Here is an 11,851-nt window from a genome sequence, read left to right as displayed (position 1 = left end):
TGCGTTCGCAGGAATTTATTTCGTCCCTGTACTTCCAAAACCACCTTCACCTCTTGAGGTTTCAGAAAGTTCTTGAACTTCTTCCCATTCTGCACGTTCGTGTTTTGCAATAACCAATTGTGCAATACGTTCACCATTTTGGATAGTAAAATCTTCATTAGATAAGTTTACCAAAATAACTCCTATCTCTCCTCTATAATCAGCATCAATAGTTCCAGGAGCATTGAGTACTGTAATTCCTTTTTTGGCTGCTAAACCACTGCGTGGTCTTACTTGAGCTTCATAACCAATAGGAAGTTCCATAAATAACCCTGTACCTACAATGCTTCTCTCTAATGGTTTTAAGGTTCTAGATTCAGATAAATTAGCACGTAAATCCATTCCTGCAGAAGCAATGGTTTCGTAGTTAGGTAAAGCGTGATTGGATTTGTTAATGATTTTTATGGTCATTGTTTTCTTTTTAAGAGTTGTTTGATTTGTTCTTTTTCAGAAACAAATACTATCGCCAAAAATAATAAAACTAAGCCTGTATTTAGGTAATAGTTGCTATTGGTTTTTAATACTAGTATTGACATTACTATTGCTAGAATTAAGTATAGAGCTATCTTTTTTAAATCATACGGAACAGGGTAATGCTTTTGTCCTAAAACATATGACAATAACATCATAACAGTATAAGCTGCTAGAGTTGCCCAAGCGGAAGCCATGAACCCAATTTTAGGAATCATTATATAATTGAACCCAATTGTGATTATAGCTCCTACGATTGATAAATACATTCCGTAGCGCGTTTTATCAGTTAACTTATACCAAATAGCAAGGTTGAAATAAATACCTAAGCAAAGATTTGCTAAAAGCACTATAGGAACAATATCTATTGCTATCCAGTAACTTTCATCTCTAACAATAAGTTCTTTGAATATATTGAGATAAGCTACTATGAAGACCAACATGAAACTTCCAAAAATCACAAAGTATTTCATTATAGTCGCATAAGTTTCTTTTGCATTGTGTTCTTTAGCATGATTAAAAAAGAACGGTTCTGCTCCTAACCTAAATCCCTGAATAAAAATGGTCATAAAAACTGCAATTTTATAGCAACCACTATATGCTCCATTAATATCTTTTCCTAACAATTCTGGTAAAAGCCATTTATCAAAATTCTCATTAATTACATACGCTAGTCCAGCAACCATTATTGGCCAACCATAATTAAGAAGTTGTTTAAAAACTGTCGTGCTAAATTGAAGCTTTGTTTTAAAAAAGTAAGGTGACAGTAACAATAGCGTTACTATGCTCGCTACAAGGTTAGCAATGAATATGTACTTTACTAAGCTGCTACTGTCATAACCAGAAAACTCTATTCCAAACTCTGGTATTGCCCAAAGAAAAAAGAAGTTTAGCGCAACATATATGAGTATATTAGAAAGTTTTATTGAAGCAAACCTTATTGGTCTTCCTGTTGCTCTTAAATACGCAAAAGGCACTACAACAAGTGTATCTAATACCAATACTCCTAATAACAAATTAAAGTAGGTTTGGTCTAAATTTACTAGCTCTGAAAGTTGTTGATTAAAACTAAAGACAACTGCAAAGAACAAGACAGTAGAAACTACTAAACTTATTAATGCAGTAGAAAAGACCTTGTGCTTTTCTTCACTTTTACTAAAAAACCTTAAGAAAGCAGTTTCCATACCATAAGTTAGCAATACATTAAAAAAAGCAGCATACACATAAAACGTTGTGTTGTCAGAATAACTTGTGGTTTCTAAAGTATCTGTATGTAGTGGCACTAAAACAAAGTTCATTAATCTAGGTAAAACTGTTGCTAAACCATAGATAATAGTGTCTTTAAAAAACTTTTTTAATGCGCCCAAGAGTGATTTTTTACTCTGCTAAAGATACTGTTTTAAAAAAGGAAATGCAATGTCAATCTGATTGGGAATTTGGAGGTCCATTTTCATAATAAATACCTTCGTTTTCTACAAGGTTACTTATTTTAAAATATTTTTTTTCTCCATTTTCTCTATAGCTTACCACACATTCTCTATTAGAAATTTTAAATGGAAATTCCTTAATTAATGCTAGTTGATGACCTTCTGAAATTGGGTTGCGTTTAATTAATCTAGAAACGTATTTTCCTTTAACAGGTGTTAATGCTCCTTTTAAGTTTCTAAAATAAACACTATCAATAACTACATTATTGTTAGGCGTTAAGTTGGCAATATGAAAATCGATACCTTCACTTCCTATTTTAATATTGGATATCCATACCTGATAATAGGCTCTGGTATACTGAAAAGGTGCTTGCTTTTGTAACTTATAAGCATTTGAGCATCCCATTAAGGTAATAATGAGAAACAAAAGGATTGGTTTAAAAGGTCTCATAGGTTAAGATTTTAAGATTTGGGATTAGTCCTTTTTGGGAGGAGGACTTGGGTAATTTAACGTAGGTTTTTCAATAATATTTGAAATCTTATAATAGTTTGTCTTTTCGTGTTGTTTGTAAGTTATAACACATTCGTCATTTTCAAGTTTAAAAGGCAGTTGAGATGGTAAATAAGGCAATTGGTTTTTATGCTCTTCGTCCATTTCGCTACTTAATACAATGTCTTTGTTTTGTATAGATTTAAACCTGCCAACATAAACTAAAGCGTCTTTCTCAAAACGTTCAAGCTTTACTCCTTGTCCCCTAAAATAGATACTGTCAAATACTATTTTATCTTCTTTTACAGTGATAAAAACGTTTGTACCTGATCCTCCTTCTTTTACACCAGCATTCCATGTTTGATAGTAGACCTCTCCAAAGTTAACTGGAGCCTTTTCTTGCAGTTTTTGTGCACTAGAACATTGATAGAATCCTAACATAACTAATAAAGCTATTAAATATAAAGTGTGTTTTATTAATCTCATTTCTAAAACTTAACGATTATAAAGATACTATTTCAAAATCAATGCCATAAAAAAACCTCACCGATTTGGTGAGGTTTCTTTTGTATTATGAGATGCTGAAACAAGTTCAGCATGACAGTATTTAGTTTTATTCAAAACACATTTGACTGCGTCTAATTGTTTAATGCTTCAGCACCACCAACAATTTCAAGGATTTCGTTGGTAATTGCAGCTTGACGTGCTTTGTTATAAGTTAACTTTAATTGATCTCTTAACTCAGTAGCATTATCAGTTGCTTTGTGCATTGCAGTCATTCGTGCTCCATGTTCAGACGCAAATGAGTCTCTTACACCTTTATACAACTGTGTTTTTAATGACTTAGGAATTAATTGTTCAACGATTTCAATTTTTGAAGGTTCAAAAATATAATCTAAGTTTACATTAGCATCAGCTTCAACAGGAACAATTGGTAAAAACTGTTCAGTCATTACTTCTTGCGTTGCAGCATTTTTAAACTTGTTGTAAACAATATCAATCTTATCATACTCTCCTGCTACGAATTTATCCATAAGCATTTGAGCTATCTCAGCAACGTTATCAAAAGTTAAATCGTCAAAAACTTCACTCTTATTAGCAATAACTTTATTGGTCTTTTTAAAAGCATCATTTGCTTTTTTACCAACAGCTACATAAGATACTTCTTGATTTGCATACGTTTCAGAAGTTAGTTTGCTTACAGCTTTAATGATATTTGAGTTGAAAGCACCACACAAACCTCTGTTTGAAGTAATAGCAACGATTAATACTTTTTTAACTTCACGTTGATCAGAAAACTTGCTTCCTGAATCTGCATCTAAAGTTGCACTTAAACTTTGTAAAAGTTCAGTTAACTTATCTGCATAAGGTCGCATTGCAGTAATAGCATCTTGTGCTTTCTTTAACTTTGCAGCAGATACCATTTTCATAGCACTAGTAATCTGCATCGTTGAAGATACCGAAGATATTCTATTACGTATTTCTTTTAAGTTTGCCATATTGTAAATATGAACTCACTTGCGTGAGCGTAATTATTATGCTTTATATTTAGCTGATAATTCTTTTGCTACAGTACTTAATGTATCTGTAACCTCATCAGTTAATTTACCTGCTTTTAAAGTAGCTAACACATCGCTGTGTTTTGCTTTTAAGAACTCAATATAATCAGTTTCAAATTCTTTTACTTTTTCTACAGGAACATCTCTTAGTAAGTTTTTAGAACCTGCATAGATGATAGCTACCTGATCTTCTACAGTAAATGGATCGTTTTGAGCTTGCTTTAAGATCTCAACGTTACGTTTACCTTTTTCAATTACATTAAGAGTTGCAGCATCAAGGTCAGAACCAAACTTAGCAAATGCTTCTAGTTCACGGAACTGTGCTTGGTCTAATTTTAATGTACCTGCTACTTTTTTCATTGATTTAATCTGAGCCGAACCACCTACACGAGATACAGAGATACCTACGTTAATTGCTGGACGCACACCAGAGTTGAATAAATCAGACTCTAAGAATATCTGACCATCTGTAATAGAAATTACGTTAGTTGGGATATATGCTGATACGTCACCTGCTTGAGTTTCAATAATTGGTAATGCTGTTAAAGAACCACCTCCTTTTACGATTGGCTTTAACGACTCTGGTAAGTCATTCATGTCCTTAGCAATAGCATCATCAGCAATTACTTTAGCAGAACGCTCTAATAAACGAGAGTGTAAGTAGAAAACGTCTCCTGGGTACGCCTCACGTCCTGGTGGACGACGCAATAATAAAGATACCTCACGGTAAGCTACCGCTTGCTTAGATAAATCGTCATAGATAATTAAAGCTGGACGACCAGTATCTCTAAAATACTCACCAATTGCAGCTCCTGCGAAAGGTGCATATACTTGCATTGGAGCAGGATCTGATGCGTTTGCAGCAACAATTGTTGTATATGCTAAAGCGCCTTTATCTTCTAAAGTTTTAGCAATGTTTGCTACAGTAGATGCTTTTTGACCTACAGCAACATATATACAGTATACAGGCTCACCTGCATCATAAAATTCTTTTTGATTTAAGATGGTATCAATACAAACTGTTGTTTTACCAGTTTGACGGTCACCAATTACAAGCTCACGTTGTCCACGACCTACAGGAATCATTGCATCAATAGATTTGATACCTGTTTGTAATGGTTCGTTTACTGGCTGACGGTAGATAACACCAGGAGCTTTACGCTCTAATGGCATTTCATAAGTATCACCAGAGATAGCACCTTTACCATCAATTGGGTTACCTAAAGTATCAACCACACGACCAACAATACCTTCACCTACGTTAATAGATGCGATACGTCCTGTACGCTTTACTGTAGAACCTTCTTTGATTACTTTAGAAGGACCTAATAATACGATACCTACGTTATCCTCTTCAAGGTTTAGTACAATACCTTCTAATCCGCCTTCAAATTCTACTAATTCTCCGTATTGCGCATTTGAAAGTCCATAAGCACGTACAATACCATCACCAACAGTTAATACTGTTCCTACTTCATCTAATGAAGCACCTGCTTCAAAACCTGAAAGTTGTTGTTTTAAGATTGCTGATATTTCAGCTGGTTTTACTTCTGCCATCTTATTATTTATTTAAGATAAAACTATCTTTAGTTTAATGTAAATTCTCTTTTTAGTTTGTTTAATTTATTTGCAATACTTGCATTGTATTGAATGTCTCCAACACGTAAGACAAAACCACCTAAAATGCTTTCATCTACAATATTTTCAACTTCAACTTCTTTTCCTGTAAGTTCTTTTACTTTAGCTAAAACTTTTACTTTTAAATCATCAGTAATAGGTACAGCAGTTGTAACTTTTGCAACTTGTGTTCCTTTTAACTCGTCGTATAACTGATTGTATTTAGAAGCTGTTTCGCCTATAAGAGAAATTCTTTTGTTAGCAATCAGTGTATCAATTAAATTACTTGTAACTGAGTTTGTGTTTTTAAACACCTCTAACAATACTTCTTTTTTTACCGAAGACCTTACAATAGGACTTTGAAGCATGTTGCTTAAATCTTTGTTTTCTGCAATAGTGTTTACTATAAGCTTCATATCATTATTTACAGCATCTGCTGTGTTTTGATCTGATGCTAAGCTTAAAACTGCTTTTGCGTAACGTACTGCTGCTCTTGCTCCTGCCATTTTCCTAATACTAAACCCTTTTTTTAAGGAAAGGACTTTTATTGTTTAGTTAATACTTGTTTTAGTTTAATGTTGCTTCACCTAACATAGACTCAACTAACTGTAATTGTTTGTCTTTGTTAGATAGTTCTTCACGAACTACTTTTTCTGCAATTTCTAATGATAAACCTGCAACATGGTTTTTAAGCTCTGCCATTGCAGCTTTCTTTTCGCTTTCAATTGCAGCTTGTGCTTGCTCAATCATTTTGCTAGCCTTAGCTTGTGCATCTTCTTCAGCATCTGCAATAATTTTGGCTTTAATCTCACGTGCTTCTTTTAACAAAGCTTCACGTTCGCTACGAGCTTCTTGTAAGATGCGCTCATTATCTGCTTTAAGGTTTTCCATTTCCTTACGAGCGTTTTCAGCTGATGCTAAAGCGCTTTTGATACCTTCTTCTCTATCTTCTACTGCACCAAGAATAGGTTTCCAAGCAAATTTTCTTAAAACAAAAAGTAAAATTACAAATGTAATTAACGACCAAAATACGAGTCCAAAATCTGGTTTTATTAAATCCATGGTTTTATGTCTTTATAACTTAAATTTTAAAATAAACTACAAAAGCAGCCAACCGCTACTTTTGTAGTTTCTTGTTAATCATTAAACGATTAATGCTGCAACAACACCAAATAAAGCTACTGCTTCTACGAAGGCTGCTAAGATTAGTGCTGAAGTTTGGATTTTTCCTTGGATTTCTGGTTGACGAGCCATAGCATCCATAGCTGATCCACCGATTCTTCCAATTCCCATTCCAGCTCCAATTGCTGCTAAACCAGCTCCAATTGCTGCGATTCCTGTAATAGTCATAATATAAAATTTAAATTAATTAATGTGCTTCTTCTGTTGCCATACCAAAGTATAGCGCTGATAATACTGTAAAAATATATGCTTGTATTGCAGTTACTACAATTTCTATAATCCCAATAAATAATGAGAACGCTATAGATACTGGTGCAACAGCAATGGTTTCAAAAATGAATATTAACGACATTAAAGCTAGTATAATAATGTGACCAGCAGTAATGTTTGCAAACAAACGAATCATTAATGAAATTGGTTTTACGAACATACCTACAATTTCAATAGGCATTAAAAATATTTTCATTGGCACTGGTACACCAGGCATCCAGAAAATATGTTTCCAGTAATGTTTGTTTCCGCTAAATGTTGTTATTAAAAATGTACAAAATGCTAAAGAGAACGTAAACGCAATGTTACCACTAAGGTTAGCACCATTTAAAATTGGAATTAAACCGAAAATGTTGTTAATCCATATAAAGAAAAATACAGTTAACAAGTATGGCATAAAACGCTTGTACTTGTGCTCACCAATCATAGGTTTTGCAATCTCGTCTCTTACAAATACAATAAGAGGCTCCATGAAACTTGCAATTCCTTTTGGCACGTAGTTACCTGATTTTTTGTACTGTTTTGCAGTAGTAAGGAAAATGAAAAGCAATACAATAACTGAAACCCACATCATAAAAACGTTTCTTGTTATTGAAAAATCCCAAGGACGTTCAGCATTAATAGGATGATGTTCTGCATCGTATTTTACTGTTGTTTCACCATCATTTAATCGGTAAATTTTTTCATGAACATTTACAAAACGTTGCCCATCTTTTTCAACAACTACTTCTCCATTATAATCGTGGTGAAACTCTGAAGACATAAATGTTGTTAATCCACTATCAGTATAAAGTATAATAGGAAGTGGGATAGAAATTGGGTGTCCATTGATATCTATGATGTGCATACCGTAAGCGTCTTTTACGTGATGCAAAATCATCTCTTTAGGATTGAATTCCTCTTTGTTCTCAGAATGAGCATCTTCTGAAGCATAACCAAAAAATGATACGGTTAAAAACAGAACAGAAAATAGTGCGCTTTTAAAGGTGTTTAATGTCATTGTGTATTACTTAAAAATACCTTGCTTTAAATTCCGTGCAAATGTACGTACATTATATTAATTGTCCAACACTATTTTAAGGATTATTTAAACCCTAGATTTTTTCGGCGAAACAACTCATTTTTAAGGGGTTTTCTGAAGAAACTTTGTAAGTGAAAATACTTCAAAAAATAAATACAGAAAGTAAGGAATAAAGAAATTGAAAACATCGGGTTGTCTATTCTCTTTATCAGAAAGCAGAAGAGGTAATAAAAACACAATGGCTAATATCATTTTTAAAAATGTACTCATCATAAACACATTAAAAACCTCAGTCTTTCCACTAGAGTATTTATAGTTTATTACTGTATAAAGCAACGTAGTGATAACAAAATGAAATACATAGATTTGCCAAACAGGGAAGAAAAAAGAAATGTCTGTTGCAAAATATGATAATAGATAGCTATGTAACCCAAAAAGTACTAGCGTAAAAATTATGTTTTGTACTAAAAAAGAAAGTTGCCTAGATTTAAAAGCTGAATTCATAACTTAATTGTCTTTTGAGTATTGCAATAATACGTCTTATTACAAAAACAATTGATACAATTACAGATACAAATGATAATACAATTGTATAAAGGTTGTGTTCGTTTGGGAATTTTTCGTCGAGTTTGACACCACAAAAAGTTCCTATTGCAATAATAGCAGCCATTTGAATAACTAAACCTGAAAGTTTAGCATAAGCATTAAGCTGATTGCCCTTGTCCTTGCTTTTCTTGTGCTGGTCGTTGTAACTCGCCACCTTTACTTAATTCTTTAATTGCTCCTTTCATTGCACATGTAGCATTAAAAGTAGCTCCAGGTTCTACAGCAAGTTTACCAACCTCAACTTCACCTTCTACAAAAGCAGAGGATTTTAATGATAAGGTGTCTGAAAGAATAAGCTTTCCTGAAAATTTCCCTTCAATATCTGCATTAGAACTTTTTAGAGTTCCATTGATAACTCCTGTTCTTCCTATTACAACTTTACCAGGTGTTTTAATATTACCCTGAACAGTACCTTCAATCCTAAAGTCACCATCGCTAATAATATCACCTGTAATTGTGGTGCCTTTAGCAATGCTATTTTGTTGTGAAATTGTTTCTGTTGCCATCCTTCCTCTTTTTTGATCCGAAAACATAGGTTGAATTTTATTGAGATTCTAGGTATTCATTTATGTTTTTGTGCATTTGTACTATGGCATAGTTAGGCGAAGATATTGCAAAGTGCTCTTTTACAATTTTATGCTTGTTTTCTTCAAGTATTTCGGCAAAACCTGAAGCTCCTTCAACGCTTTTTAAACCATGAACTACTACAAATTTAGTATTTTCATCATAAACATCAACTGATGTGGTTAAATCAAAATAACTAATATTTGACACAGCCTTGTTGAGTTTTTCAACAAACTCCTTAATGTCCTCATCGGCATTAAACTTGTAAATTACATTAAAGTTTTTAGCTGTTGCATTATCTACAAACTCCTTTTTAGACAGCACAGGAATTACTTTGGTCATTATTTCTTGCGCTTGTTTTCCTTCTTCGGAATTTGGATAATTAAGCGATACATAATTTACTCCTTCTTTATAAGCTTCAAATCCATAAAGCCTACCTCTTGCAGATGCTTTAAGTAATTCAAACTTAGGCACTATAATATCGCCTTCAAAAAGCTTTATATTCTCTTCACAGCCACTGATGACCTCAGCATATTCTTGTTCTGTAAATAATTGATAAAGGCTCTCATATAAACTTTCAGGACTATTCTCGTCTTTTGAAAATTCTGACTGCGGATTCAGCAGTATTTCAGCATATCTAGAGTCAGGATAATTAGCAATAATATCGTTTTTAGCTATTTCGGCTTCATCGTTTAAATTTAGCTCTTCGTAAATTTTATATAAATTATACTTAGAAGGTAAAATCAATCGTTCTTCAGGATTGTTTTTCAGCAATTGTTGAAGCTTGTCTTTTGCTAATACATATTCCTTGAACTTTTCTTTATAGATTATTCCTAATTGATAGTATGCAAAATTGCGTTCCTTAGCTAAACTATCTAATACTTTTTGATCGGTTGGAATTTTAGCAATGTAAAACTCAGGATTGTAAATTTCTTCTTCTGAAGCGCCTTGAGTTATGTCGATATTTTGTTGCGAAGTTGTTGATGCGCCAATTCCTGCTGATAATCTCCAATTATCTTTAAGTGTTCGGTCTCCCCAAGTTTTTGCAAACTCACTTTTTCCATAAGCCACAGTTGTGGAATTGTAAAAGTAAAAAGTTTCTCCTCCACTTTTATTTGTTGCAAACTTGCTGTTTGATGATTTTGAATTAAGATCGTTTGAAGCTGCTGCTGCAGATAATTTTCGTTCAGCAATTTCTTTTCTTTCGGCTTCTTCCTCTGCTTTAGCTTTTAAGTCATCAGTAAATGCCTTAAAAAGTACTAGTCTATCTTCGTCAGACATATTTACTAAATCCAGAATACTGTCATTGCGTTGCGCAATATCTTCGTAATTAATAACGTCTTCAAGGTTATCTCTCTTACGTTTAATAATTCTGTAAGGTTTAGAGTTTAATACCATATTATTCATGGTGCTGTCATAATATGCTCCTGCAATACTATACTCTGCTCTATCGAAACTCATGTCTCCTAAAATGGAATAATCAAATGCTTTTAGCTGCTTGTCTTGACTGTTGGTTCTAAGCGATTTATTATAGTAGGATTCTGCAATACTATCAGAAGTTTTTCCTCTGTAATACTCACCAATATAATAATAGATTTTATCTAAAAAAGGCCTGTTTTCTCTGTTTTCTTCTAAGTCGACCAAATACTCTTCAAACTCTAATACATTTCCTTCGTTAGCATCAAAATTCTTTATTTTTTCCAAATGCGCATTTATGTAATACGGTCTTGGAATTTTCCTGTGCATATCAATGATTTTGTCAAAGGCTAAGTTTGCACTATCCTTTTTTCCAAATTCATTATATAACTGCCCTACAATGTAACTGTAACGTGCTTTTTCGTTGTGTTTTTTTGCTATTTCAGCTGCTAAATTCAACCTTGTTAAAGCACTGTCTTTAGCTTTAATGTTTATGTAAGCTTGCCCAAGTATTGCATTAGCATCAGCTAAATCTTGGTCTTCTAATTCTTCTTGTTCTAAAAGGCGTTTAAGGTTTTTTATTGCTAGCTCATTGTTTTCTAACCTTATGTTAGCCTTTTCGCGCCATATTTTTGCAGTATTGATTTTATCACTAGCAGGATACTTGTAGAGAATATAATTAAAGGCTTCTAATGCAGGTACAAAACGCTGATCAAAATATCTTGCTTTTCCTAGCAATAAATATGCTTCATCAATTTGCGGATTGTATTCTTTTCCTTGAATATTCATTCCGTGTTTTTGAATTGCCTTTATGGCTTTTTCTTCGGCACGTTCAAAATCCTGATTTTTAGATTGACCAGGAAGCACCACTTCTTCAAGGTCTTCCATACGTTCTACCTGAAGGAGCTCCCAATAATTATCAGTAAAAGCATTATCGACACTTTCTCTACCTTTTTCTAGAGCGATGTCACCATTGTAAAGAATATTGTACTTTGTTCCTAGTGCATGAAAGTTTCTGTTTAAAAACTTATTTTTTTTACGAGAACAAGATGTTACAAGTAATACTGCACAACATAGGATCAATATAGTTCTAAAAGATGTGTTCAACGTTGGTTGTATTTGGTTTATAGATAACTAAAAACAGCTACATATATTATGTATTGCTGTAAAAATAAGCATCTTTTTGAAT

At 33.2% G+C, this 11,851-nt stretch carries 14 protein-coding genes; all 14 read right to left on the bottom strand.

The genetic code is table 11. The annotated features are described in order from the left end of the window. Positions 1 to 15: 15 nt before the first annotated feature. On the bottom strand, positions 16 to 450 hold the full coding sequence (gene dut / locus ABD011_RS02160; protein ID WP_129759731.1) for a dUTP diphosphatase: 435 nt from the start codon (positions 448 to 450) through the stop codon (positions 16 to 18). Beyond that, positions 447 to 1,877, bottom strand: coding sequence for an oligosaccharide flippase family protein (locus tag ABD011_RS02155; protein ID WP_343795415.1), 1,431 nt, complete (start codon positions 1,875 to 1,877; stop codon positions 447 to 449). The genes dut and ABD011_RS02155 overlap by 4 nt, the downstream gene beginning before the upstream one ends. Positions 1,878 to 1,929: 52 nt before the next feature. Then, the gene (locus ABD011_RS02150) at positions 1,930 to 2,388 is read right to left on the bottom strand and encodes a hypothetical protein (protein WP_134198374.1); all 459 of its coding nucleotides are present in this window, start codon (positions 2,386 to 2,388) and stop codon (positions 1,930 to 1,932) included. A 24-nt stretch (positions 2,389 to 2,412) separates the two neighbouring features. Further along, positions 2,413 to 2,913, bottom strand: a complete 501-nt coding sequence (locus tag ABD011_RS02145; protein ID WP_343795412.1) for a hypothetical protein — start codon at positions 2,911 to 2,913, stop codon at positions 2,413 to 2,415. Positions 2,914 to 3,065: 152 nt separating this feature from the next. Further along, positions 3,066 to 3,926, bottom strand: coding sequence for an ATP synthase F1 subunit gamma (gene atpG, locus ABD011_RS02140; RefSeq protein ID WP_129759735.1), 861 nt, complete (start codon positions 3,924 to 3,926; stop codon positions 3,066 to 3,068). Positions 3,927 to 3,962: 36 nt separating this feature from the next. Further along, the gene (atpA, locus tag ABD011_RS02135) at positions 3,963 to 5,543 is read right to left on the bottom strand and encodes a F0F1 ATP synthase subunit alpha (protein ID WP_134198372.1); all 1,581 of its coding nucleotides are present in this window, start codon (positions 5,541 to 5,543) and stop codon (positions 3,963 to 3,965) included. A 29-nt stretch (positions 5,544 to 5,572) separates the two neighbouring features. Continuing rightward, positions 5,573 to 6,109, bottom strand: a complete 537-nt coding sequence (atpH, locus tag ABD011_RS02130) for an ATP synthase F1 subunit delta (protein ID WP_343795409.1) — start codon at positions 6,107 to 6,109, stop codon at positions 5,573 to 5,575. Between the two features lie 61 nt (positions 6,110 to 6,170). Beyond that, positions 6,171 to 6,665 carry a F0F1 ATP synthase subunit B gene (locus ABD011_RS02125; RefSeq protein WP_129759738.1) on the bottom strand — a complete coding sequence of 165 codons (495 nt, stop codon included), beginning with the start codon at positions 6,663 to 6,665 and terminating at the stop codon, positions 6,171 to 6,173. Positions 6,666 to 6,746: 81 nt separating this feature from the next. Next, a complete protein-coding gene (atpE, locus tag ABD011_RS02120; RefSeq protein WP_007647348.1) occupies positions 6,747 to 6,953 on the bottom strand; it encodes an ATP synthase F0 subunit C in 207 nt (68 codons plus the stop codon). Positions 6,954 to 6,972: 19 nt separating this feature from the next. Further along, on the bottom strand, positions 6,973 to 8,055 hold the full coding sequence (gene atpB / locus ABD011_RS02115) for a F0F1 ATP synthase subunit A (RefSeq protein WP_129759739.1): 1,083 nt from the start codon (positions 8,053 to 8,055) through the stop codon (positions 6,973 to 6,975). 123 nt (positions 8,056 to 8,178) lie between these two features. Then, a complete protein-coding gene (locus ABD011_RS02110; RefSeq protein ID WP_129759740.1) occupies positions 8,179 to 8,580 on the bottom strand; it encodes a hypothetical protein in 402 nt (133 codons plus the stop codon). Beyond that, positions 8,564 to 8,836: an AtpZ/AtpI family protein gene (locus tag ABD011_RS02105; protein WP_343795399.1), complete on the bottom strand. Its 273-nt coding sequence runs from the start codon at positions 8,834 to 8,836 to the stop codon at positions 8,564 to 8,566. The genes ABD011_RS02110 and ABD011_RS02105 overlap by 17 nt, the downstream gene beginning before the upstream one ends. After that, positions 8,781 to 9,188 carry a bactofilin family protein gene (locus ABD011_RS02100; RefSeq protein ID WP_410504191.1) on the bottom strand — a complete coding sequence of 136 codons (408 nt, stop codon included), beginning with the start codon at positions 9,186 to 9,188 and terminating at the stop codon, positions 8,781 to 8,783. The genes ABD011_RS02105 and ABD011_RS02100 overlap by 56 nt, the downstream gene beginning before the upstream one ends. A 37-nt stretch (positions 9,189 to 9,225) precedes the next feature. Further along, positions 9,226 to 11,769 carry a type IX secretion system periplasmic lipoprotein PorW/SprE gene (porW, locus tag ABD011_RS02095; RefSeq protein WP_343795395.1) on the bottom strand — a complete coding sequence of 848 codons (2,544 nt, stop codon included), beginning with the start codon at positions 11,767 to 11,769 and terminating at the stop codon, positions 9,226 to 9,228. Between the last annotated feature and the right edge of the window lie 82 nt (positions 11,770 to 11,851).

The sequence above is a fragment of the Gaetbulibacter jejuensis genome, assembly GCF_039524015.1.
In the GTDB taxonomy this organism is placed as follows: Bacteria; Bacteroidota; Bacteroidia; order Flavobacteriales; family Flavobacteriaceae; genus Gaetbulibacter_B; species Gaetbulibacter_B jejuensis.
The sequence above is the reverse complement of the archived record's forward strand: the minus strand, read 5'-3'. Positions and strand labels throughout refer to the sequence as shown.

What these genes read in the sequence shown, in the direction of transcription:
- dut (WP_129759731.1), bottom strand. Translation starts at nt 450, where the DNA reads ATGACCATAAAAATCATTAACAAATCCAATCACGCTTTACCTAACTAC.
- ABD011_RS02150 (WP_134198374.1), bottom strand. Translation starts at nt 2,388, where the DNA reads ATGAGACCTTTTAAACCAATCCTTTTGTTTCTCATTATTACCTTAATG.
- ABD011_RS02145 (WP_343795412.1), bottom strand. Translation starts at nt 2,913, where the DNA reads ATGAGATTAATAAAACACACTTTATATTTAATAGCTTTATTAGTTATG.
- atpG (WP_129759735.1), bottom strand. Translation starts at nt 3,926, where the DNA reads ATGGCAAACTTAAAAGAAATACGTAATAGAATATCTTCGGTATCTTCA.
- atpA (WP_134198372.1), bottom strand. Translation starts at nt 5,543, where the DNA reads ATGGCAGAAGTAAAACCAGCTGAAATATCAGCAATCTTAAAACAACAA.
- atpH (WP_343795409.1), bottom strand. Translation starts at nt 6,109, where the DNA reads ATGGCAGGAGCAAGAGCAGCAGTACGTTACGCAAAAGCAGTTTTAAGC.
- ABD011_RS02125 (WP_129759738.1), bottom strand. Translation starts at nt 6,665, where the DNA reads ATGGATTTAATAAAACCAGATTTTGGACTCGTATTTTGGTCGTTAATT.
- atpE (WP_007647348.1), bottom strand. Translation starts at nt 6,953, where the DNA reads ATGACTATTACAGGAATCGCAGCAATTGGAGCTGGTTTAGCAGCAATT.
- atpB (WP_129759739.1), bottom strand. Translation starts at nt 8,055, where the DNA reads ATGACATTAAACACCTTTAAAAGCGCACTATTTTCTGTTCTGTTTTTA.
- ABD011_RS02110 (WP_129759740.1), bottom strand. Translation starts at nt 8,580, where the DNA reads ATGAATTCAGCTTTTAAATCTAGGCAACTTTCTTTTTTAGTACAAAAC.
- ABD011_RS02100 (WP_410504191.1), bottom strand. Translation starts at nt 9,188, where the DNA reads ATGGCAACAGAAACAATTTCACAACAAAATAGCATTGCTAAAGGCACC.